This window comes from Amycolatopsis sp. YIM 10 (genome assembly GCF_009429145.1).
Taxonomy (GTDB): Bacteria; Actinomycetota; Actinomycetes; order Mycobacteriales; family Pseudonocardiaceae; genus Amycolatopsis.
Map to the genome: position 1 here is coordinate 9569795 of NZ_CP045480.1, position 21209 is coordinate 9591003.

Below are 21209 nucleotides of genomic sequence, written 5' to 3' on the forward strand. Positions count from 1 at the left end.
GTCAGCTCCCCTTCGCCGGAACGACCTGCAGGTAGAGCAGGGTGAGGATGAAGTTGACGAAGAACAGCAGCAGGAAGGTGATGACCACGGCCTGGTTCACCGCGTCGCCGACGCCCTTCGGGCCCGGCGGCGGGTTCAGCCCGCGGTAGGCGGCCACCACCCCGGCGATGAAGCCGAAGATCAGCGCCTTCAGCTCGCTGATCCACAGGTCGGGCAGCTGCGCCAGGGCGGAGAAGCTGGCCAGGTAGGCACCGGGGGTACCGCCCTGCAGCACCACGTTGAAGAAGTAGCCGCCGAGCACGCCGATCACGCTGACCACGCCGTTCAGCAGCACCGCGACCAGCATCGAGGCGAGCACGCGCGGCACGATCAGCCGCTGCACCGCGGAGACGCCCAGCACCTCCATCGCGTCGATCTCCTCGCGAATGGTGCGGGCGCCGATGTCCGCGCAGATCGCCGAACCACCGGCGCCTGCCACCAGCAGCGCGGTCACGATCGGCGCGGCCTGCTGGATGATCGCCAGCACACTGGCGGCACCGATGAACGACTGGGCGCCGAGCTGGGTGATCAGCGAGCCGAGCTGCAGCGCGACCAGCGCGCCGAACGGAATCGCGACCAGCGCCGTCGGCAGGATCGTGACGCTGGCGATGAACCAGGACTGCTGGATGAACTCGCGCACCTGGAACGGGCGCTGGAACATCCCGCGGATGACGTCGAGGCCGAGCGCGAAAAGCTTCCCGGTCTCGCGGAGCATCCCGATTCCGGGGATCTTGGCGGAAGTGGCCGAACTCATGTACCGCCCTGCCTGGGATCACGCGATCGGGGTTCGGACCAGCCGCTCTGCGGCATGCTGGCCACCTGGTCCGCCGGCAGCTGCCCGCGGTGCTGGTTGGGCGGCTGCCCTTGGTACTGCTGCGGTCTGGCGCCGACCATTCGGTGGGGATGCACGCCGTAGTGCTGCTGCTCCTCCGGCGAAAGCGACTCGATGACCTTCTCCTGCGCGGCCGCGGGCAGCGTGTGCAGGTTGCGCATCACGCGGTCCTGGCGGCGGCGGGCGCCCATGCGCTCGGGAAGGCCGGGGGTGGGCTGCATCTGCGGCGGCACCCCGCGCACGTCCTCGACGCCACCGGCGTGGTGACCCGCGTCGAACATGGCCTTCTCCGCGGCCATGGTGGCGGAGTCCTTTTCCTCGCTCATCCCGATCGGGCCGTCCATCCGGCCGTTCAGGAACTGCTTGACCACCGGTTCCTCACTGGTCAGCAGTACCTCGCGCGGGCCGTACATGACCAGTTCCTTGCGGAAGAGCATGCCGATGTTGTCCGGCACCGTCCGCGCCAGGTTGATGTTGTGCGTGACGATCAGGAAGGTCGCGTCGATCTGCGTGTTCACGTCGATGAACAGCTGGCTGATGTAGGTGGTGCGCACCGGGTCGAGGCCGGAGTCCGGCTCGTCGACCAGGATGATCTCCGGGTCCAGCACCAGCGCGCGGGCCAGCCCGGCGCGCTTGCGCATACCGCCGGAAATCTCACCGGGAAGCTTTTTCTCGGCGCCGGACAAACCGGTCATCTCAAGCTTTTCCAGCACGATCCGCTTGATCTCGGTTTCCGACTTCTTGGTGTGCTCGCGAAGCGGGAAAGCGACGTTGTCGTAGAGGTTCATCGAACCGAAGAGGGCGCCGTCCTGGAACAGCACGCCGAACAGCTTCCGCGTTTCGTACAGCTTCGACTCCGAGCACCGGACGATGTCGACGCCGTTGATCGTGCAGCTGCCGCGTTCCGGCTTGAGCAGGCCGATCATCGACTTCAGGAACACCGACTTGCCGGTGCCCGACGGGCCGAGCAGGACGGAGACCTCGCCTGGCGGCAGGGTCAGTGACACGTCCCGCCAGATGGCCTGCCTTCCGAAGGACTTGGTCAGACCCTCGACGACCACCTCGGCACCCATCGCACCTCCAGGAGCAGTCTTCATTGTCGGCTCTTGCACCCACCCTGGTGTAGCAACGAGCAGGGCGGACACAGGTTACTCACGAGTTTTCCCGGCGGGCGGGTCCGGGCGCGGTGGCAGCACCGTAGCCCATCAGGGGGAATCACGCAGCAAACAGCGGAAGGGGCGGGCACCTCGCGGTGCCCGCCCCTTCCGGCAGTACTGGGTCAGCCCAGGATCACTTGAGCGAGATCTTCGCGCCGGCGCCCTCGAGCTTCTCCTTGGCGGCCTCGGCGGCCTCCTTGTCGACCTTCTCCAGGATGGCCTTGGGCGCGCCCTCGACCAGCTCCTTGGCCTCCTTCAGGCCCAGGCCGGAGACGACCTCGCGGACCACCTTGATGACCTGGATCTTCTTGTCACCGGCGGACTCGAGAACGACGTCGAACTCGTCCTGCTCCTCGGCGGCGGCCGGAGCGGCGGCACCCGGGGCGGCGGCGACCACGGCGGCCGGGGCGGCCGCGGTGACGTCGAAGGTCTCCTCGAACTGCTTCACGAACTCGGACAGCTCAAGCAGCGTCAGCTCCTTGAAGGCGTCGAGCAGTTCTTCGGTGCTCAGCTTCGCCATGATGGCGTTCCTCTCTGAATGTGAACTCTAGAGTTCAGGGGGTTGATTTCAGCTTTCGGCAGGTGCTTCGCCCGCGCCGCCCTCTTCGCCCTTGCGCTTCTCTTCGAGCGCGGCGGCGAGCCGGGCGACCTGGGAAGCCGGCGCCTGGAACAGCGCGGCGGCCTGGGACAACTTGGCCTTGAACGCGCCGGCGGCCTTGGAGAGCAGCACCTCGCGGCTTTCGAGATCCGCCAGGCGGTTGATCTCGTTGACGCTGAGGGGCTTGCCGTCCATGTAGCCGCCCTTGATGACAAGGGCGCTGTTGTCCTTCGCGAAGTCACGGAGCGCCTTCGCGGCGTCGACCGCTTCACCTTCGACGAAGGCGATAGCGGTCGGGCCGACGAAGAGGTCATCCAGACCCTGGACACCGGCTTCCTGCGCAGCGCGCTGGACGAGGGTGTTCTTCGCGACGCGGTACTTGGCACTGGAGCCGAGAGCGACACGCAGCTGCGACAGCTGGGCGACGGAGAGGCCGGTGTACTCGGTGACAACAGTGGCCGAGCTCGTACGGAACCTGTCCGCGATCTCGGCGACGGCCGCCATCTTGTCGGGCTTCGCCATGGTCGCCTCCTCTCTTGGCTAGTTGACCGCCGTTGGAGGACCCGTGAAATGAAAAACGCCCCAGCGCAGACAGGCGCGGGGCGTGAACGACCATGGCAGGTCGAGCCTCGTTCCTCCTGCGCGGGCCGCCCGCCACTTCGTGGGGGACCTTCGTTCCCCGGGCCCAAGCCCGGAGAAGACCAGCGGTCTTCGGTAGAACCGCCGACAACTATACGGCCCCGGTACGCCCACCCCGCACCCACCCCCGCGAACCTGCTTTAGCCCGCAGAAGCAGGTCACCCGGCTTTTGCCCGCCAAAGCAGGGTGGCGGGCAGACGGAGGGCGGGTGGACCGGCATCATGGGTCACGTGGCGGACCAGCGTGGAGAAGAGCACCCCGGGGCCGAGGTCGAACCTGCCCACCGGGCGGAGCCGGCCCCCCAGCCGCCCGCCGATCCGGAGCAGTTGCGCCAGTTCCAGCAATTCCAGGAGTTCCTCAAGTTCTCCGAAGCCCAGAAGGCGCAGCAACCGAGCGGCGAGCTGACCCAGCAGCCACCTCCCGGGCCACCGCAACAACCGCCGTCCGGATTGGCCCAGCAGCCGTCGGCCGAGTTGACCCAGCAACCGTCATCCGGATTCGCCCAGCAGCCGCCATCTGGACCGACCCAGCAAACGTCGGCCGAGCTAGCCCAGCAACCGCCGTCCCAGCCCGGCCACCAAGCCCTGCCCCAGCCGGCTCACCAGTCGCTGCCCCAGCCAAGTCACCCGCCTTTGCCTCAGCCCGGTCAGCAGTCGCTGCCTCAGCCGAGTCAGCAGCAGTGGCTTCCCGCGCAGCAACCGCCTCAGCCACCCCCGCCCGCGCGGCCCAAGGTGCCCCGCTGGCTCAAGTGGATCGGCAAGAAGGTGCTCGGCTGGCTGATCCTGCTCCTGCTGCTCGCCCTCCTCGCCACCTGGGCCTACAACCACTTCTTCCCCAGCGACAACGACGAACTCCCCGCCCCGGAAGCAGGCCGCGGCACCTACAGCGCCACCGAACTCCTCCAGCCCAACCCGTACCGCGCCGTGCAGCTGGTCTACCAGCAGATCGCGCAAGGGCTGCCCGACATGGCCTGCGGCAACCTCTCCAAGGCCGCGCAGGCCAAGTTCGCCGCGGACCTCGGCTTCGCCGACTGCGCGCAGGCGGTGAACCAACTCAGCACCGAGGTCACCAACAAGACCCAGTACTCCCAGTCGATCCCGTTCAACAAGTCGGGCCAGCCACCCGGCGACGTGGTCGTGATCGACTCGTGCGACTACGAGATCAAGGGCGGCGGGCGCGCGCTCGGCGTGTTCACCGTCGAACGCCAGCACACCGACGCCTCGGGCGGCCAGGTCAAGGGCGAGCAGTGGCTGATCACCGGGCACGAACCCGGCCCGAACCCGTGCTCCGGCGCCAAGCCGAGCGCGCCGCCGTCGAACTGACGCTTGTCACACCTGTCCACATCAGACAGCCTCCGCGTTTAGGGTAGCTTCACCTAACTCAACGGAGGTTGTTGCAATTGCGCAGAAAGACGCTGGTGGCGACGGTCGCCGTCGCTCTGGTGGCGTTGTCGGCGTGCGGGAGTGGCGAGGAGCAGGCCGCCGCGCCAGGGGGCTGGTCCTTCACCGACGACCGCGGCACCACGGTGACCGCGGCCGCGACGCCCCAGCGGATCATCGCCCAGGTGTCCTCGGCCGCCGCGCTGAAGGACTTCGGGGTGAAGGTGACCGGCACCTTCGGCCCGCTGGTCCGCCCCGACGGCACGGTCGAGCCGGAGGCGGGCAGCCTCGTCCCGGCCGAGGTCACCGACGTCACCGGCCAGTCCTACGGCACGCTGAACCTCGAGCGCCTCGCATCGCTGAAGCCGGAACTGCTGGTCAGCGGCAAGTACGCCGAGTTCCCCGGGCTCTGGCACCTCAAGGAGGACCAGGAGCAGCGCGCGCTCGAACTCACCCCGACCGCGGGCATCGTGCAGTCCGGCGCCGACCTGCCCAAGACCATCTCGCGCTACCAGGACCTCGCCCGCAGCCTCGGCGCCGACGTCGAATCGGCGCAGGTCAAGGCGGACGAGCAGGCGTTCCGGTCAGCCGCTCAGCGGGTGAAGGACATCGGCGCGCGGATGAAGGCGGAGAACCGCAGCATCGTGGCCGTCGGTGGGCTGCCCGACCAGTACTTCGTGGTGGTCCCCGCCCGCAACCCGGACCTCGCCTACTACACCGAGGGCCTCGGCCTGCCGATCAAGACGCCGGACAACCCGGACGCCACCGGCGGCGGTTACTTCGAGACGCTGTCCTGGGAACGGGCCGACAAGTACCAGGGTGACCTCCTGATGTGGGACACCCGCCCGGCGTCGATCCCGCCCGCGCAGCTCAAGGCGAACCCGGTGTTCGCCGCGATGCCCGCCGCCGCGAACGACCGCTTCGTCGAATGGGATGCCGTCGCACCGCTCAGCTACGCCAGTTACGCGAAGATCATGAACAAGCTCGCCGACCAGCTCGAGGCCAAGCTCGCCACGCTTTAGGCGCTTTGCCAGCCCGCGAAAGCCGCTTCCACCTGGCGAACCTGCTTCTGCGGGCAAAAGCAGGTTCGCCAGCGGACGAGAAGCAGGGCGGCATGGGAAAAGGGCGGCCCCGCAGGTGCGGGGCCGCCCTTTTCCGTGCTTCAGGCGACTCAGGCGTTCGCGTCCTCGGCGAGGAGGTTGCGGGTGCGAGCCGGGTCCACCGGGATGCCGGGGCCCATGGTCGTGGTGAAGGTGACCTTCTTCAGGTAACGGCCCTTCGCCGACGACGGCTTGGCGCGCAGGATCTCGTCCAGCGCGGCGGCGTAGTTCTCCACCAGCTTGTCGGTGTCGAACGAGGCCTTGCCGATCACCAGGTGCAGGTTGGCCTGCTTGTCCACGCGGAAGTTGATCTTTCCGCCCTTGATGTCCGAGACCGCCTTGGCGACCGCGGGGGTCACCGTGCCGGTCTTCGGGTTCGGCATCAGGCCACGCGGGCCGAGGATCCGGGCGATGCGCCCGACCTTCGCCATCTGGTCCGGCGTCGCGATCGCGGCGTCGAAGTCGAGCCAGCCACCCTGGATGCGCTCGATCAGTTCGTCGGTGCCGACCGCGTCCGCGCCGGCGGCTTCGGCCTCGGCGGCCTTGTCGCCGGTGGCGAAGACGATGACGCGGGCGGTCTTACCGGTGCCGTGCGGCAGGTTCACGGTGCCGCGGACCATCTGGTCGGCCTTGCGGGGGTCCACCCCGAGGCGCATGGCGACCTCGACGGTGGCGTCCATCTTGGTCTTGGAGGTCTCCTTGGCGAGCTTGGCGGCCTCGAGCGGGGCGTACAGCCGCTCGCGGTCGATCAGCTCGGAGGCCTGACGATAGGCCTTGCTGCGCTTGGTCATGCTCTGTCCTTCTAGCTCAAAAGATGCGGATCAGGTGTGGTGTGGGCCAGCGCCTGGCCCTCCCACGGTGGTGCGGTGAGGTCAGCCCTCGACCGTGATGCCCATGGAGCGGGCGGTGCCGGCGATGATCTTCGCCGCCTGGTCGATGTCGTTGGCGTTGAGGTCGCTCTTCTTGGTCTCGGCGATCTCGCGCACCTGGTCCCAGGTCACCTTGGCGACCTTGGTCTTGTGCGGCTCACCGGAGCCCTTCTCCACGCCCGCGGCCTTGAGCAGCAGCTTCGCCGCCGGCGGGGTCTTGAGCTTGAAGTCGAACGAGCGGTCCTCGTACACGGAGATCTCGACCGGCACCACGTTGCCGCGCTGCGACTCGGTCGCGGCGTTGTAGGCCTTGCAGAACTCCATGATGTTCACGCCGTGCTGACCCAGCGCCGGGCCGACCGGCGGAGCCGGGTTCGCGGCCCCCGCCGAGATCTGCAGCTTGATGATCGCTGCAAGCTTCTTCTTCTTGGGTGGCATTGCTTCGTGTCCTTCTCACTATCAAGTCCCCCGCACACCTGCCAGTACGCGGGGACTGCCGGCTCGGTGCCGAGCCGTCAGATCTTGGAGACCTGGTTGAACGACAGCTCGACCGGGGTTTCCCGGCCGAAGATCGACACCAGGACCTTCAGCTTCTGCCCGTCGGCGTTCACTTCGCTGATCGTGGCGGGCAGGGTGGCGAACGGGCCGTCCATCACGGTGACCGACTCGCCGACCTCGAAGTCCACCTCGACGGTACCGCCACCGAGCGGGGCCTCCGCGGTCGAGGTCTCGCCCTTGCTCTTGGCCGGGGCGGCCTTCTCGACCTGCGGCGCGAGGAACTTCAGCACCTCGTCGATGGTCAGCGGCGACGGACGCGAGGTGGCGCCGACAAAACCGGTGACCCCGGGGGTGTTGCGGACCGCGCTCCAGGAAGCGTCGTTCAGCTCCATCCGGACCAGGATGTAGCCGGGCAGCACCTTGCGCTGCACCTGCTTGCGCTGGCCGTTCTTGATCTCGGTGACCTCTTCGGTGGGCACCTCGATCTGGAAGATGAACTCCTCGACGTCCAGCGTCTGGGTACGGGTCTCGAGGTTCGTCTTGACCTTGTTCTCGTAACCGGCGTACGAGTGCACGACGTACCAGTCGCCGGGCGCGGCCTTCAGCTCGGCGCGCAGCTTGGCGACCGGGTCCTCGTCGGCCTCGGGCTCTTCGGCCACGGGCTCGTCGGCCGGTTCCGGTTCCGTGCCCGCCGCGTCCTCGGCCGGCTCGTCGGAGCTGATCGCCTCAACCGGCTCGGTGTGCTCGCCGTCGTTGTCGACGGCCTCGAACACCTGCGCGTCGGAAAGGTCGGTCAGCTCCTGACCGCTGCCTGTGCCGTTGTCGGAGGTCACGTTCCGTCCTCTCAGTTGATCACGTGTCGTACTCGGGGCGTAGCCGTGGCACCGCCGTCCTCAGCGGCGTCCCCCGGCGCGCTCAGTTGCCGAATACGACACCGATGGCCTCGTGGAACACGAGGTCCAGGCCGAAGACCAGGGCCACCATGAACGCCAGGAAGACCAGCACCACCGCGGTGTAGGTGACCATCTGCTTGCGGGTCGGCCAGATGACCTTCCGCAGCTCGGCCCACACCTCGCGGATGAAGCGGACCAGCCGCTTGATCGGCGAGGCCTGCTTCTCCTTGCGATCACGCTTCGGCGTCGGCTTGGCCTTGGCGTCGGACGCCTTGCCCGCCGGCCGGGTCTTGTCCCCGTCCTCTTCCGACTTGGCCGCGCCTGCCTTGCCGGCTGGCCGGGCGGAGGCGCGACGCTCACGCCGAGCCGCGGCGGTGACCGGACGAGAGGGGCGCTTCGGCTCCTTCTCCTGGTCCTTCTCGCCGTCCTCGCTCACGAACCACTCCTCCGCTTCACCGACTGATACGCAGGGGTGACAGGACTTGAACCTGCAACCTGCGGTTTTGGAGACCGCTGCTCTGCCAATTGAGCTACACCCCTTTGAGCGCAACCGCCGCTCTTGGACGCATTCGACCCTCCCCGCATCCCTGCGGGGACGAGTGTCGGGCGTTCCAAGTTCGGAAGTCTACGGCAAGGCACACCGGCGCGTGCAAGCTACCCCTCCGGACGGCCCTGGCCACCTTGTGGCGAAGCGCACCCGGCGTGGAAAACTGCCCCCATGAGCACCAGCGACCGCATCTCGGCCAGGATCGCCGGCATCAACCCGTCCGCCACGCTCGCCGTGGACGCCAAGGCCAAGGCCCTCAAGGCCGAGGGCCGGCCGGTGATCGGCTTCGGCGCCGGTCAGCCCGATTTTCCCACGCCGGACTACGTGGTCGAGGCGGCGGCCGCGGCCGTGCGCGACCGGGCGAACCACGGTTACACCGCCGCCGCGGGCCTGCCCGAACTGCGCGAGGCGATCGCGGCGAAGACCCTGCGCGACTCGGGGCTGAAGGTGGATCCGTCGCAGACGCTGGTGACCAACGGCGGCAAGCAAGCGGTGTACTCGGCCTTCGCCACGCTGCTCGACCCCGGCGACGAGGTGCTGCTGCCCGCGCCGTACTGGACCACCTACCCCGAGTCGATCACCCTGGCCGGCGGGGTGCCGGTGCAGGTGACCGCGGACGAGTCGACCGGCTACCTGGTGAGCGTGGAGCAGCTGGAGGCCGCACGGACACCGCGGACGAAGGTGCTGCTGTTCAACTCGCCGTCGAACCCGACCGGCGCGGTGTACCCGCGCGAGGCGGTCGAGGCGATCGGGCGCTGGGCGCTCGAACACGGCATCTGGGTGATCACCGACGAGATCTACGAGCACCTGGTCTACGACGGCGCGAAGGCGGAGTCATTGCCGGTGGTGGTGCCGGAACTGGCCGACCGGACGCTCGTGCTGAACGGCGTGGCGAAGACCTATTCGATGACCGGCTGGCGGGTCGGCTGGATCATCGGCCCGGCGGACGTGATCAAGGCGGCCGCGAGCTACCAGTCGCACCTGTGCGGGAACGTGGCGAACGTGGCCCAGCGGGCGGCGCTGGCCGCGGTCGCCGGTCCGCTGGACGCGGTGGCGCGGATGCGCGAGTCGTTCGACGAACGGCGCAAGACGATCGTCTCGATGCTGTCCGAGATCCCCGGTGTCGACTGCCCGACGCCGGAGGGCGCCTTCTACGCGTACCCCTCGGTGAAGTCCTTGCTGGGCAAGGAAATTCGTGGCGTGCGAGCGACCGATACCGTGCAGCTGGCGGAAATTCTGCTGCGCGAGGCGGAAGTTGCCGCTGTGCCAGGCGAAGCGTTCGGCACTCCAGGATATTTCCGGTTCTCGTACGCACTGGCGAAGGACGACCTGGTCGAGGGCATCGGCCGCGTGGCGCGGCTGCTCGGAGAGGCGCGCTGATGCGACTCGGGGTCGGCCTCCCGCACTACGGCGGCCTCGCCGACCCGGCGGGCATCGGCACCTTCGCCGCGCACGCGGAGAAGGTCGGGTACGAGTCGCTGTGGGTGGGCGACCGCGTGCTGACCCCGTTGGAGCCGAGCGACCTCTACCCGGGCGGCACGCCGTCGCGGCCGTACCCGCCGCAGTTCACCAAGTACTTCGACCCGCTGGTCGCGCTGACCGTGGCGGCGACGGCGACCGAGCGGATCCGGCTCGGCAGCAGCACGCTGATCGGCACGCTGCACTCGCCGGTGCTGCTGGCGCGCACGCTGACCTCACTCGACCTGGTCAGCCGGGGACGGCTGGACGTCGGGCTCGGCATCGGGTGGATGCGCTCGGAGTACGCGGCGACCGGCGTGCCGTGGGCGGCGCGGGGCAGGCGGCTCGAGGAACTGATGGACGCGCTGGTGGCCATTTGGACGGGCGACCCCGTGGCGCACGAGGGGCCGCTGTGGCAGATCCCGCCGTCGCAGGTGGACCTGCGCCCGGTGCAGCGCCCGCACCCGCCGCTCCTGCTCGGCGCGCACACCGAAGCCGCGCTGGAGCGGGTCGGCCGCAAGGCGGACGGCTGGCTGCCCGCGGGACGGCCGCTGGAGGTGATGGCCCAGCAGTGGGACGTGATCCGCGCGGCCGCCGACCGCGCCGGACGCGACCCCGGCAAGCTGCGGCGAATCCTCCGGGTGAACCCGCGCCCGGGAACGGTGCTGCCGGACGTCGCGGCCCAACTCGCCGCCGCACACGAGGCTGGCATCGAGGAGGCCTTTGTCGACCTGCACTTCATCGCCGCGGATGTCGCCGAGGCGACGGAACGCGCGGATGAACTTTTCGCCCTGGTGGCCCGAGGCTGATCACTCCCTTTCTTCGCTCGCGGTTGTGGAGACCTGGATGGTTCCGGGCATGGCTTGGAGCGGCACGCGCCGATGGCGTGCGGGCACGGCCGGGCTCACCCGCAGCTGGGAAGCACGGCTAGCTCGCTGACACCCGCGCACGCCCCTCATAACAGCGACCCCGCGAGTCGCACGACGGCTGACCAGCCCGCACCTGGCGTGCTTCACGACAGCTGACCAGTCCGCCCGCGCATGGCCCACTCGCGCAGGCGAGCGAACGCGCACGGCGCAAGCGGCACGACGGCTCGGGGCCTGCGCGCGCCTCACTGTCGGCGGTAGTCCGCGACTGGGTCGTGCTGGGCCGGGCGCGGTGGTTGTCCCTCCCTTCTTGCCGCGTCTGGCTCGTGGTCGACCCGTGCGTGGGTATCGCCGGAGTGCTGACCTCCTTTCGACACCACCGAAGCTACTCCGCGACCCCGACACCACAGTCGAGTTGTCCACAGGCACCCCGCACTGTGGACAACTCCCAATTAGTTCTATATGAGCTAGAACAAAGCAGATAGTTCTAGTACAGTTAGAACTATGTTGGTACGCATCGACCCCGCCTCCCCGTTGCCCCTGTTCGAGCAGGTGGCGGCGGCAGTGCGGCGAGCGCTGGCCCAGGGGGACCTCGCACTCGGCGAGCAACTGCCGCCCGCGCGGGAGCTGGCGGCCTCGCTCGACATCAACATCCACACGGTCCTCCGCGCCTACGCACTACTCCGCGACGAGGGCCTCATCGACCTGCGGCGCAGGCGCGGCGCGGTGGTCATCGCCGGCGCGCGTGAACGCGCCCGGCTGACGGAACTGGTGGGCGACCTCATCACCGAGGCCAAACGACTCGGCCTCGACGCCGACGAACTCACCCGGACGATCAAGGAGCGCTACCCGTGAACAGACTCCGCATCTCGCTCGCCACCGGCGGCCTGCCCGGCGCCCTCGCGATCACCACCGGCCTGCTGTACGAGAACTGGCGCGCCCGCCTGCCCGACCCGATCACCGTGCACTGGCAGAACGGCGGCCCCAACGGCACCGCCGACGCGGCCGTCTTTGTCTCGATCATGCTCGCCGCCACCGCGGTCCTCCTGGTCGCGGGCAGCCTGCTGCTCAACCGGCGTCCCGTCCGGTTCGGCGTCGGGCTCAGCGCCGGCTTCGCGGCCTTCCCGGCCGTCACGGCGCTCGCCGTGCTGATCGCCAACCTCGACGCGACCGACTGGCGGCAGGCGGACAACTTCCTGATCGTGCTGGCCGTACCACTCGGCGGCGCGATCGCGGCCGGGCTGCTCGGCGCGCTCATCGCGCCGAAGTCGTTCGTGCCGCACAAGTCCACCGGCCCGTCCGTCGGGCTGCGACCCGGCGAGCGCGCCTCCTGGACCGGCGGGTCGAGCAACAACTACCTGCCGCTGCTCGCGCTGCTCACCCCGCTCACCATGCTCGCCGGCGACCTGCCGCTGGTGGTGTACCCGGTGCTCACCATGGTCGTCGCGCTCGGGCTGTACGCCGTGTCCCGGCTGCGGGTTCGGATCGACGCCGACGGGGTCACCATCCGGCTGACCGGCTTCAGCAGGCAAATGCCGCTCGACCGGATCGTGGGGGCGGACGTGGGGCGGGTCAGCTTCTGGACCGGGCTCGGACTGCGCGTCAACCCGCTCACCGGCGACACCGCGTACAAGGTCCGCGGCGGCGAAGCGCTGCGCATCGATCTGAAGACCGGCCGCAGCGTGTACGTGACCGTCGACCGGCCACGCGAAGCCGCCGGGCTGCTGAACGATCTCCTGGCACGCGACCAGGCGTCACCCGGTACGGGGAGTGCAGCGCGCTCCTGATCGCGTACAAACGGTCATGTGGCAAAAAACGGGGGCGGTTGCCTTCTGGTGGTAGTGGTGCTCGCGGCCGCCGTCGGGTTCGGCTACTACAAGACGCAGAACGGCGGCTCCGAGGCCGCGCCGGCGCCGCCGGGATCGGACATCGGCGGCGGCACCGGGCGCTACGTGGCACTCGGCGACTCCTACACCTCGTCGCCGAAGACCGGTAAGCAGTCGGGTGAACCGGCAGGCTGCGCCCGCTCGGACAACAACTACCCGCACCTGGTCAAGGCCAAGATCAACCCGGCCGAGTTCGCCGACGTCAGCTGCAGCGGAGCGGTGACCGCCTCCATCACCGGCTCGCAGAAAACGAGCAACGGCACCAACCCGCCGCAGCTGAACGCGGTCAACGAGGCGACCACGCTGGTCACCCTCGGCATCGGCGGCAACGACGTCGGCTTCATCGGCTTCGCCGGTGACTGCGTGGCGGGCTCGCCGAACGCCGGGCCCTGCAAGGAGAAGTTCACCTCGGGCGGCAAGGACCAGCTCGCCGCGAAGATCGACGCCACCGGCAAGAAGGTGGCCGACCTGCTCAAGAAGATCCGCGGCAAGGCACCGAAGGCGCAGATCGTGGTGGTCGGCTACCCGACCGTGCTGCCCGACGGCGACGGCTGCTGGCCCGCGCTGCCGGTCGGCGTACCCGACGTGCACTACCTCCGCGACGCGCTCGCCGACCTCAACTCCACGCTCTCCGAGACCGCGAAGAACAACGACGCGGGCTTCGCCGACACGGCGGGCCCGACCAAGGGCCACGACGTCTGCACGAACCCCGACACCCGCTGGGTGGAGGGCCTGGTGGCCACCTCACCCGGCATCGGCCTGCACCCCAACGCGAAGGGCCAGGAGGCGATGGCCAAGGCCGTGCAGGCCGTGGTCACTTAGGCCGGACGACCGCCTGTGCCTTGCCCAGCACGGACTTGCCGTCGAACTTGGCGGTGACGTCGACCCGCGCGGTGCCGTCCTCGTTGACCTTGGCCACCTTCGCGGTGAACTCGACCAGTGCGCCTTCGTCGTTGTCCGGCACCACGACCGGCCGGGTGAACCGGGTGAAGTACTCGGCGAGCCTGCCGGGGTCACCCAGCCAGTCGGTGATCAGCCGAGCGCCGAGCGCCATGGTGAGCATGCCGTGGCCGATCACGTCCGGCAGCCCGACCTCCTTGGCGAACCGCTCGTTCCAGTGGATCGGGTTGAAGTCCAGCGACGCCCCGGCGTACCGGACCAGCTGCGCGCGCGTGACGTGGACGGACAGTGGCGGCAGTTCCTCGCCGACGGTGAACGTGCTCACGCGCCCTCCCCTCGGACGACCAGCTGGGCGCGCGTGGTGCACACGGGCTCGCCCTCGGCGTCGGTGATCTCGGCGCGCAGGGTGATGAAGTCGTTCCCCGCGCGGGTCATGATTTCGTCGATGTGCGTGGTCAGCTCGATCACGTCGCCCGCGTGCACCGGGCGGGTGTGCACGAAGTTCTGGTCGCCGTGCACCATCCGCGAGTAGTCCAGCCCCAGCTCCGGGTCGCTGACGATGACGTTGATCGCGCGCAGGTTGACCACGGTGAGAAAGGTCGGCGGCGCGATCACGTCCGGGTAGCCGGCGGCCCGCGCGGCCTCGGGATCGTGGTAGAGCGGGTTGGCGTCACCGATCGCGTCGGCGAATTCGGCGATCTTCGCCCGGCTCACGGCGTAGGCGCTGTCCGGCGGGTACGACCGGCCGGCGTACGAGGGGTCCAAAGGCACCCGAGCAGGCTACCGGGCACACGGGAAGCGGGGCATTCCCGACCAGGAATGCCCCGCTCCACCGGAATCGATCAGTTCAGCGAGACACCGTAGGCCGAGAGGGCCTCGGTGACCGGCTGGAAGAACGAGCTGCCGCCGCCCATGCCGGAGGTGATGCCGACGCCGACGCTGCCGGCGAACAGGCAGCCGCCCGAGTCACCGGAGTTGACGCTGGCGCTGGTCTGGATCAGGCCGCTCACCGCGCCCTGCGGGTAGTTCACCGTCACGTCGGTGCCGGTGACCGAGCCGCAGGTCAGGTTGGTGGTGCTGCCGCTCTTGCAGATCTCCTGGCCCTGGCTGGCGTTGCCGGCCGAGGTGATCGCCTGGGTGGAGCCGTTCCACAGGGTGACCGCGCCCGGCGCGTCACCGCTGTTGTTCTGGATCAGGCCGTAGTCGTTGCCGGGGAAGCTGGCCTCGACCGACGGGCCGATGCCGTCCCAGTTGGCCACCGCGCCGGTGCAGTGCCCGGCGTCGACGATGTAGTTCTGGCCGCCCTTGTTGGTGTTGAAGCCGGCCGAGCAGCGGGAACCGCCGCCGGTGATGGCCTCGCCGTTGAGGATGGCCGGGGTCATCTCGCCGGCCACGTGCTGCACGCGGACCTTGTCGCCGAGCGAGCCGACCGCGGCGAGCAGCGCGTCGGTGCCCTTCGCGGCGTCGGCGATGGTGACCACGATCTGGTTGGTCTTGGCGTCCTTGCCGATCGAGGTGTGCGCCACGGCGGGCACCGCCTCGAGCGCGCTCTGCGCGGATTCGAGCTGCGTGAGCGAGTACTTGACCACCTTGGCGACCGCGCCGGTCGCGGAGACCGACTCGGCGGCGGCCGCGTCGAGCACGTTGACCACCGGGGTGCCGTCGGTCTCGAAGAAGCCGCCCGCCTGGCGGTCACCGAGCGCGCCGAGCGCGGTCTGCAGCGTGTTCGACCGGGCTTCCTGGGTGTTCAGCAGCTTCTTCGCCTGTGCTTCGGTGAGGCCCTTCGCGGTGACCGAGGCGATGGCGGCGTCGGCGACCTCGGCCGCGTAACCATCGACTCCGGCGGCCGCGGTGGCCGGGGTGAGGAACCCGATCGCCGTGGCTCCGGCCAGCAGCGCGATCGTGGACCGGGCGGTCTTGCGCCGTCCAGGGTTGAGCTTCATACCGGCAACTCACTTTCGCAGGGGGACCGACGGAACACCGGCCGTAACCGGCAATGCACAGTGTGTTCAAGGTCACCCGAAAGTGGTACCAACTTTAGTCGGTAACTTGCCAACTACGACATACGTGTTGGTTATTCACCGTTCAACGCCAACAGGCCGCCCCCGAACAACGGGGACGGCCTGTGGAAGGTCGTGTGGAACGCGCGAGCGCCGAGCGCTCAGCGGGTCTCCTTGTGGGTCCGGTGCGTACCGCAGTTCGGGCAGAACTTCTTCATCTCCAAGCGGTCCGGGTGGTTGCGCCGGTTCTTCTTGGTGATGTAGTTGCGGTGCTTGCACTCTTCGCACGCCAGCGTGATCTTCGGTCGCACGTCGGTCGCAGCCACGGCACTAGCCTCTCTCTACACAGAAAATGTCCCCGGCAAACGAGAGTTGCGCGCATACGCGCAACCACCGGGGGTCCAGGGGGCTCGCCCCCTGGCGGGGGTCCGGGGGTCCGACCCCCGGGTCATACGGCGGAGCGAGCTAGGTTTGCGCAGCCCGCAAACAAGACCCACCCACTCGCGTAGCGGTGGCCGGACTTGAACCGGCGACACAGCGATTATGAGCCGCTTGCTCTGCCAACTGAGCTACACCGCCGCACATGACCGTTGCCGCGATACGCGCTGACGCATCGCGGCGCAGGTCACCGAGCCCCTTTACGGAATCGAACCGTAGACCTTCTCCTTACCATGGAGACGCTCTGCCGACTGAGCTAAAGGGGCCTGCTCTGTTCTTGCTCGAAAAGATTACCAAGGGCCTCCCGGCCACCTGAGCGGGGGGTCCCTTTTGGCAAAACCTCAGGTCAGGAGGGTCAGCACGGTCTCGGTGTGCCGTCCGGGCGAGCGGGCCGTGCGGGCCAGCAGCCACGCCTCCAGCCGGTCCTCCGCGAGCGGGCGCGAGATCAGGTAACCCTGGGCCACGTCGCAGCCCATCGCCTCCAGCTGGTCGCGCGCCACGTCGTCCTCGACGCCCTCGGCGACCACCGTCAGGCCCAGCGAATGGCCGAGTTCGACGATCGACCGCACCACCGCCAAATCGCCGAGGTCGGTGCCCATGCCGAGGACGAAGCTCTTGTCGATCTTGACCTGGTCGACCGGCAGCTGGCGCAGGTAGGCCAGCGACGAGTACCCGGTGCCGAAGTCGTCCACCGCCAGCACGATGCCCAGCGAGTGCAGCTCACGCAGGATCGGCAGCGCCTTCTGCGGATCGGACATCACGCCGGACTCGGTCAGCTCGAAGGTGAGCAGCTCCGGCGGCACCTCGAAGCGGTCCAGCGCCTCGACCACCTTGCGCGGGAACTCCTCGTCGGCCAGGTTCCGCACGCTCAGGTTGACCGCGGCGGAGATCCGCAGGCCCTCGTCCAGCCACTTGCGCACCCGCCGCAGCGACTGCTCCAGCACGAACTCGGTGAGCACGCCGATCAGGCCGGCCGCCTCGACCGCGGGCACGAACTCGTCCGGGTCGAGCTTGCCGAACTCCGGGTGCACCCAGCGGACCAGCGCCTCCACGCCCTGCACGTGCCGGTTCGGCAGCGTCACCTTGGGCTGGTAGTGCACGCTGACCTGGCCGTCCTCCACGGACTGCCGGAACTGCGTGACCATCTGGAACCGGCGCATGAAGATCTGGCCCATGCTCGGCACGTAACCGCGGACCTCTTCGCCGCCGCGCGTGGCCCGCACCGCGACGTCGGCGCGCTGGAGCAGGGCGTCGACGTCGACCGCGTCCGCGCTCTCCTCCTCCGGCGTCGGCGAGGCGTAACCGACCTTGGCGTTGGCCTCGACGGTCAGCCGGTCGACCGGGTAGGGCGCGGACAGCTCGGCGCGCAGGCATTCGGCGATCTCGTGCGCCTGTTCCGGCGTGCGCTCGACGATCAGCGCGGCGAACGAGGCGCCTTCCAGCCGGGCGAGCGGCACGTCGCTGCCGAGGGTGTCGCGGATGCGGCGGCCGGCCGCGATGACCATCCGGTCGGCCCAGGCGTAGCCGAGCGCGTCGCTGACCGTGGAGAACACGTCCAGCTCGATCCGGAGCACCACCGAGCCGAGGCGTTCGCGCAGCGGCTCGCGCGCCACCTGGCGGAAGCCGGGCCGGTTCAGCAGGCCGGTGAGCGGATCGTGGTAGGCGTCGTGGCGCAGGGTGGCCAGCAGGCGGCGGTTGTCCAGCGCGGTGGCCAGGTGGCTGGCCATGGTGCCGAGCAGTTGCACGTCGGACTTGCCGAACCCGCGCCAGCGGGACAGCCGGTCGTGCGCCTCGATGATGCCGAGCAGCTGGTTCGCGCTGCGCAACGGCACCACCAGCGCCTCCTGCGCGCCGCGGTCCAGCAGCGCGCCGCGCACCTCGGGATTGGCTTCGGTGAGCCGGAAGTGGCGGACGTGCGCGCCGGGCAGGCGGACCAGCGGGTCGTCGGCGGTGGTGTCCTCCGCGGGCAGCGGGTCACCGGAGACGACCGCGCGCATGGCGTCGGTCGGCTCGAGCCGCAGCCGCAGCACCACGCGGCCGGCGGCGAGCTGGTCCTTGATGCGCTCGGCGATGGCGCCCCATTCGACGACGTCCACGCCGCGGCCGAAGTCGTCGGCCCGGCTCGCCGGGCGGGCGGCCGCCTGCTGGCCGGACCGCGCGACCATCAGGCTCACGTCGGACAGCGCCTCCATGTCGCGCTGCTCGCGCAGCAGGTCGGAGTAGGCCCAGTAGAGCGCGGTGAGGCCGAGGAACACGGCGAGCACCAGCGGCCAGGCCTCGGGCACGTGGAAGATGACCAGGTAGCCGGACAGGCCGACCGAGGCGTTGACGAAGCCGACGACCAGGATCCGGCCGGTCAGCCGCAGCGCGGTGCTCACCCGCATCCGGCGGCGCAGCACCCGCACGGCGGCGAGCGCGAGCAGGGTGCTGACCAGCGGCGCGGTGAGCGTGCCCGCCAGCGCGGCCAGCCACGGCATGCCGGGACCGCCGACGGCGAACTTGACCAGCCCGGCGACGGCGAACGCGCCGGTGATCTCCAGCAGGAACGCACCGGCGTTGTACAGCACGCGCCCGCGCACCTTGCGGGCCAGCAGCGTGCCGACCCCGGCGATCAGGTGCGCCACCAGCACCACTTCGAACGGCGCGATGAAGAAGCCGATCACCAGCGGGATCTCGGTGAACGAAATGGTCCACGAAATGCCGCTGCGGACGTCGACGTTGATGCCGAGTTGTTCGGCGAGCAGGAAGGCCAGTGCGAGCACCGGGGTGATCCACCAGAGCATCGCCGAGCCCTCGAAGGGCAGCCACCAGCTGACCACCGCGGCGGTGATCAGGCCGACGGTGAGCACGGTCGCGGTGTAGACGCGGAAGCGCCGTTCGTCCACCGCCGCCTCGTCCGCGGCTGCCGAGGGCACCGGGCCGGCGGTAGCGGTTCTGCCGCCTGAGTCCGGCATGCAACCTCCTTACGGCCTGATCGCGAACGAGGAGTCACTGTACCCCGGAGGGGGTATTTGAGCCTCTTTCCGACCATTATGGGATCAGCTAAGGGTTAACTCCTAGCCAACCGCGTGGACCCGGGGGAACCACCGGGGTGAAACGCGAGTGGTATTCGGGTCCGGCGGGGCGGTGGGCCGGGTGTCTCACTGAAGACGCATGGGACTTGAATGTGTGACGTGGACCTCACAAATTTTTCCGCCATCGCCGACGAGCACGCCGCGCGGCTGAAGGCCATCGACCCGCTGCTGCCCGCGCCCGGTGACCTGCCGGAGGACACCGACTCGGTGCTCACCGCCGAAGCGCACGGTTCGGCCGGCCTCGGCGTGCTCTCCTGCGAGAAGACCCCCGCCGACGCACCGGGCGCGCAGTGGCGCGCGCTCGTCGAGCACCGGCTGGACCTGCGCCTGGCCGGTCCCGACCCGGGCACCGCGCTCGGCCTGCTGCTGGAGCGCTGGCAGGAGCGGCTGGCCGAATCCGGCACCGCCCGCGGTGACTGGGAGACCGCCGCCGTGGTCATCCGCCCCAGCCGCGACTCGACCGGCGCCGGCGAGCTGCTGCGACACGGTTTCGCGCCGGTGCGCGTGGTGGCCGTCCGGCCCGCCGAACGCCACGGCCGCGGCCCCCGTCAGACGCCGGGCGTCGCCGTGCGCGCGGCCAACCGCGGCGACCTCGCCAACGTGGTCGAACTGCTGCTGGAACTGCAGCACTACGACGCGCAGTTCGGCGTCGCGACGGTGCGCGAGAGCACCGAGCGCGCGCTGACCGCCGAGGTGGAGGAGGTGCTGGCGACCGACGAGCCGCCGTTGTGGATCGCCGAGGTGTACGGCAAAGCGCTCGGGGTCGCCCGTGTGCAGCTGCCGCCGTCCTCGGACTGGGCGAAGATCTACGTCGACCAGACCGGCCGTCCGAAGATCGGTTACCTGACCTCGCTGAACGTCGCCGAGCAGGCACGCAGCACCGGCGTCGGCACGGCGCTGGCCGCGCACGCGCACCAGGTCTTCGACACCGAGGGCGTGGATCTCGCACTGCTGCACCACGCGCTGGCGAACCCGCGTTCGACGCCGTTCTGGTACGCGCAGGGTTACCGGCCGCTGTGGACCTACTGGTATCGGCGGCCCGCGGTGCGATAGAACTGTTGAACGCAGTTCGCCTCACCGCCGGAGACCCCGTTGATCGAGAGCACCGATTCCGCGCCAGAAGCCCCGGCCGGGGTGGACACCGAAAAGCCGTCGTCGGCCAGGGTTTACGACTGGTACCTCGGCGGTACGCAGAACTGGGCGGTGGACCGGGAATTCGGCAAACGCCTGGAACAGCAGTGGCCGCACGTGAAACCGGGCGCCAGGCACAACCGCGAGTTCATGAACCGCGCGGTGCGGGCGGCGCTGGACGCGGGCATCCGGCAGTTCCTCGACCTCGGTTCCGGGGTGCCGACCGCGGGCAACGTGCACGAGGTGATCCGCGAGGAACTGGGCGAAGACGAGCGCGCGACGGTGGTCTACGTCGACTACGAGGCCGTGGCCACCGCGCACGCCACGCTCATCCTCGAACGCCAGGGAGCCACCGGCTGGGCCGGGCACGTCCAGGAGGACCTGCGGAACCCGAAGGCGATCTTCAACCACCCGACCACCCGGCGGCTGATCGACTTCGACCAGCCGGTGTGCCTGCTGATGATGGCGGTGCTGCACTTCGTCGGGCCCGACGACGACCCGGACGGCCTGGTCAAGGCCTACCGCGACAAGCTCGCGCCGGGCAGCTGGCTGGCGCTGTCGCAGATGTCGGTCGGCGGCACCACCGGCGCCGAAGCCGACGGGGTGCGGAACTTCGCCGCGCAGTACCGGAACACGCAGAACCCGGTGTGGCTGCGTGAACGCGACGAAATCGAGCGCTGGATCGCCGACTGGACGCTGCTGGATCCGGGCGTCACGCACCTGCCCGACTGGCGCCCGGACCGGACGCTGACCGCCCGCGAGGCCAAGGCGCGGCCGTTCGCCTGGTGCTTCGTCGCGGAGAAACCAGCGCCGAAACCGTAGGCGGTTTTATTCCCCGGTGACGCTCGCTACGGGCGAACAGCCAGCGGAAACAAACCCGCGCTCCGGAAAGTTGAGCTGAGCAG

The 21209-nt window shown here is 69.3% G+C and carries 22 protein-coding genes and 3 tRNA genes; 9 read left to right on the top strand and 16 right to left on the bottom strand.

Features of this window, described 5'->3' with window-relative positions:
• Window position 1 precedes the first annotated feature (1 nt).
• The 4 genes from YIM_RS44340 to rplJ all read right to left on the bottom strand — a co-directional run bounded on the left by YIM_RS44340 (window position 2) and on the right by rplJ (window position 3148).
• The gene (locus YIM_RS44340; RefSeq protein WP_153036039.1) at window positions 2–793 is read right to left on the bottom strand and encodes an ABC transporter permease; all 792 of its coding nucleotides are present in this window, start codon (window positions 791–793) and stop codon (window positions 2–4) included.
• Window positions 790–1944 (bottom strand): ATP-binding cassette domain-containing protein, encoded by a 1155-nt coding sequence (locus tag YIM_RS44345; protein WP_153036040.1) that lies wholly within the window; start codon window positions 1942–1944, stop codon window positions 790–792. The genes YIM_RS44340 and YIM_RS44345 overlap by 4 nt, the downstream gene beginning before the upstream one ends.
• Before the next feature lie 217 nt (window positions 1945–2161).
• Entirely contained in the window at window positions 2162–2548 is a 387-nt protein-coding gene (gene rplL, locus YIM_RS44350) for a 50S ribosomal protein L7/L12 (protein WP_153036041.1), read from the bottom strand.
• A 48-nt stretch (window positions 2549–2596) separates the two neighbouring features.
• Window positions 2597–3148, bottom strand: coding sequence for a 50S ribosomal protein L10 (gene rplJ, locus YIM_RS44355; RefSeq protein ID WP_153036042.1), 552 nt, complete (start codon window positions 3146–3148; stop codon window positions 2597–2599).
• A 338-nt stretch (window positions 3149–3486) separates the two neighbouring features.
• On the opposite strand from rplJ, the gene YIM_RS44360 reads away from it, so the two are divergent.
• Together YIM_RS44360 and YIM_RS44365 are read left to right on the top strand one after the other, a co-directional pair.
• The gene (locus YIM_RS44360) at window positions 3487–4587 is read left to right on the top strand and encodes a hypothetical protein (RefSeq protein ID WP_228004395.1); all 1101 of its coding nucleotides are present in this window, start codon (window positions 3487–3489) and stop codon (window positions 4585–4587) included.
• A gap of 77 nt (window positions 4588–4664) precedes the next feature.
• Window positions 4665–5666, top strand: coding sequence for an ABC transporter substrate-binding protein (locus tag YIM_RS44365; RefSeq protein WP_153036044.1), 1002 nt, complete (start codon window positions 4665–4667; stop codon window positions 5664–5666).
• A gap of 149 nt (window positions 5667–5815) precedes the next feature.
• On the opposite strand, the gene rplA is transcribed toward YIM_RS44365, so the two are convergent.
• The 5 genes from rplA to YIM_RS44390 form a co-directional block, all read right to left on the bottom strand.
• Window positions 5816–6535, bottom strand: coding sequence for a 50S ribosomal protein L1 (gene rplA / locus YIM_RS44370; RefSeq protein WP_153036045.1), 720 nt, complete (start codon window positions 6533–6535; stop codon window positions 5816–5818).
• An 81-nt stretch (window positions 6536–6616) separates the two neighbouring features.
• The gene (gene rplK / locus YIM_RS44375; protein ID WP_113695832.1) at window positions 6617–7051 is read right to left on the bottom strand and encodes a 50S ribosomal protein L11; all 435 of its coding nucleotides are present in this window, start codon (window positions 7049–7051) and stop codon (window positions 6617–6619) included.
• A gap of 77 nt (window positions 7052–7128) precedes the next feature.
• Complete coding sequence (gene nusG, locus YIM_RS44380; protein ID WP_153036046.1) at window positions 7129–7944, bottom strand: transcription termination/antitermination protein NusG; 816 nt, start codon at window positions 7942–7944, stop codon at window positions 7129–7131.
• A gap of 82 nt (window positions 7945–8026) precedes the next feature.
• Entirely contained in the window at window positions 8027–8440 is a 414-nt protein-coding gene (gene secE / locus YIM_RS44385; RefSeq protein ID WP_153036047.1) for a preprotein translocase subunit SecE, read from the bottom strand.
• Window positions 8441–8471: 31 nt separating this feature from the next.
• Window positions 8472–8544: transfer RNA gene (locus YIM_RS44390), tRNA-Trp, on the bottom strand.
• A gap of 178 nt (window positions 8545–8722) precedes the next feature.
• Between YIM_RS44390 and YIM_RS44395 the strand changes: the two genes are divergently transcribed.
• The 5 genes from YIM_RS44395 (at window position 8723) to YIM_RS44415 (ending at window position 13583) form a co-directional block, all read left to right on the top strand.
• Window positions 8723–9931 carry a pyridoxal phosphate-dependent aminotransferase gene (locus YIM_RS44395; protein WP_153036048.1) on the top strand — a complete coding sequence of 403 codons (1209 nt, stop codon included), beginning with the start codon at window positions 8723–8725 and terminating at the stop codon, window positions 9929–9931.
• Entirely contained in the window at window positions 9931–10818 is an 888-nt protein-coding gene (locus YIM_RS44400; RefSeq protein WP_153036049.1) for a TIGR03619 family F420-dependent LLM class oxidoreductase, read from the top strand. Before YIM_RS44395 ends, YIM_RS44400 begins: the two co-directional genes overlap by 1 nt.
• A gap of 561 nt (window positions 10819–11379) precedes the next feature.
• Complete coding sequence (locus YIM_RS44405; RefSeq protein ID WP_153036050.1) at window positions 11380–11730, top strand: GntR family transcriptional regulator; 351 nt, start codon at window positions 11380–11382, stop codon at window positions 11728–11730.
• Window positions 11727–12662: a PH domain-containing protein gene (locus tag YIM_RS44410; RefSeq protein ID WP_153036051.1), complete on the top strand. Its 936-nt coding sequence runs from the start codon at window positions 11727–11729 to the stop codon at window positions 12660–12662. Before YIM_RS44405 ends, YIM_RS44410 begins: the two co-directional genes overlap by 4 nt.
• Before the next feature lie 48 nt (window positions 12663–12710).
• Window positions 12711–13583, top strand: a complete 873-nt coding sequence (locus tag YIM_RS44415; protein WP_228004396.1) for an SGNH/GDSL hydrolase family protein — start codon at window positions 12711–12713, stop codon at window positions 13581–13583.
• Here the strand turns inward: YIM_RS44415 and YIM_RS44420 are convergent.
• The 7 genes from YIM_RS44420 to YIM_RS44450 form a co-directional block, all read right to left on the bottom strand.
• A complete protein-coding gene (locus YIM_RS44420) occupies window positions 13576–13986 on the bottom strand; it encodes a MaoC family dehydratase (protein WP_153036053.1) in 411 nt (136 codons plus the stop codon). The two genes, YIM_RS44415 and YIM_RS44420, sit on opposite strands and share 8 nt — an antisense overlap.
• Entirely contained in the window at window positions 13983–14432 is a 450-nt protein-coding gene (locus tag YIM_RS44425) for a MaoC family dehydratase N-terminal domain-containing protein (RefSeq protein ID WP_153036054.1), read from the bottom strand. The genes YIM_RS44420 and YIM_RS44425 overlap by 4 nt, the downstream gene beginning before the upstream one ends.
• Window positions 14433–14503: 71 nt before the next feature.
• Window positions 14504–15604 carry a S1 family peptidase gene (locus YIM_RS44430; RefSeq protein WP_153036055.1) on the bottom strand — a complete coding sequence of 367 codons (1101 nt, stop codon included), beginning with the start codon at window positions 15602–15604 and terminating at the stop codon, window positions 14504–14506.
• 218 nt (window positions 15605–15822) lie between these two features.
• A complete protein-coding gene (gene rpmG / locus YIM_RS44435) occupies window positions 15823–15987 on the bottom strand; it encodes a 50S ribosomal protein L33 (protein ID WP_153036056.1) in 165 nt (54 codons plus the stop codon).
• A 180-nt stretch (window positions 15988–16167) separates the two neighbouring features.
• A tRNA-Met gene (locus YIM_RS44440) sits at window positions 16168–16240 on the bottom strand.
• 52 nt (window positions 16241–16292) lie between these two features.
• Window positions 16293–16365 (bottom strand) — tRNA-Thr (locus tag YIM_RS44445).
• A gap of 75 nt (window positions 16366–16440) precedes the next feature.
• Window positions 16441–19053: a bifunctional diguanylate cyclase/phosphodiesterase gene (locus YIM_RS44450; protein ID WP_153036057.1), complete on the bottom strand. Its 2613-nt coding sequence runs from the start codon at window positions 19051–19053 to the stop codon at window positions 16441–16443.
• A 210-nt stretch (window positions 19054–19263) separates the two neighbouring features.
• Here YIM_RS44450 and YIM_RS44455 point away from each other — a divergent pair, with 210 nt between their 5' ends.
• Both YIM_RS44455 and YIM_RS44460 read left to right on the top strand, forming a co-directional pair.
• On the top strand, window positions 19264–20226 hold the full coding sequence (locus YIM_RS44455) for a GNAT family N-acetyltransferase (protein ID WP_153036058.1): 963 nt from the start codon (window positions 19264–19266) through the stop codon (window positions 20224–20226).
• A gap of 39 nt (window positions 20227–20265) precedes the next feature.
• Window positions 20266–21126, top strand: coding sequence for an SAM-dependent methyltransferase (locus YIM_RS44460; protein WP_153036059.1), 861 nt, complete (start codon window positions 20266–20268; stop codon window positions 21124–21126).
• Window positions 21127–21209: the final 83 nt, after the last annotated feature.

Bases quoted from the DNA above. Each gene is read 5' to 3' on its own strand.
- YIM_RS44340 (WP_153036039.1), bottom strand. From the start codon at position 793: ATGAGTTCGGCCACTTCCGCCAAGATCCCCGGAATCGGGATGCTCCGC.
- YIM_RS44345 (WP_153036040.1), bottom strand. From the start codon at position 1,944: ATGGGTGCCGAGGTGGTCGTCGAGGGTCTGACCAAGTCCTTCGGAAGG.
- rplL (WP_153036041.1), bottom strand. From the start codon at position 2,548: ATGGCGAAGCTGAGCACCGAAGAACTGCTCGACGCCTTCAAGGAGCTG.
- rplJ (WP_153036042.1), bottom strand. From the start codon at position 3,148: ATGGCGAAGCCCGACAAGATGGCGGCCGTCGCCGAGATCGCGGACAGG.
- YIM_RS44360 (WP_228004395.1), top strand. From the start codon at position 3,487: ATGGGTCACGTGGCGGACCAGCGTGGAGAAGAGCACCCCGGGGCCGAG.
- rplA (WP_153036045.1), bottom strand. From the start codon at position 6,535: ATGACCAAGCGCAGCAAGGCCTATCGTCAGGCCTCCGAGCTGATCGAC.
- rplK (WP_113695832.1), bottom strand. From the start codon at position 7,051: ATGCCACCCAAGAAGAAGAAGCTTGCAGCGATCATCAAGCTGCAGATC.
- YIM_RS44395 (WP_153036048.1), top strand. From the start codon at position 8,723: ATGAGCACCAGCGACCGCATCTCGGCCAGGATCGCCGGCATCAACCCG.
- YIM_RS44400 (WP_153036049.1), top strand. From the start codon at position 9,931: ATGCGACTCGGGGTCGGCCTCCCGCACTACGGCGGCCTCGCCGACCCG.
- YIM_RS44405 (WP_153036050.1), top strand. From the start codon at position 11,380: ATGTTGGTACGCATCGACCCCGCCTCCCCGTTGCCCCTGTTCGAGCAG.
- YIM_RS44430 (WP_153036055.1), bottom strand. From the start codon at position 15,604: ATGAAGCTCAACCCTGGACGGCGCAAGACCGCCCGGTCCACGATCGCG.
- YIM_RS44450 (WP_153036057.1), bottom strand. From the start codon at position 19,053: ATGCCGGACTCAGGCGGCAGAACCGCTACCGCCGGCCCGGTGCCCTCG.
- YIM_RS44455 (WP_153036058.1), top strand. From the start codon at position 19,264: ATGTGTGACGTGGACCTCACAAATTTTTCCGCCATCGCCGACGAGCAC.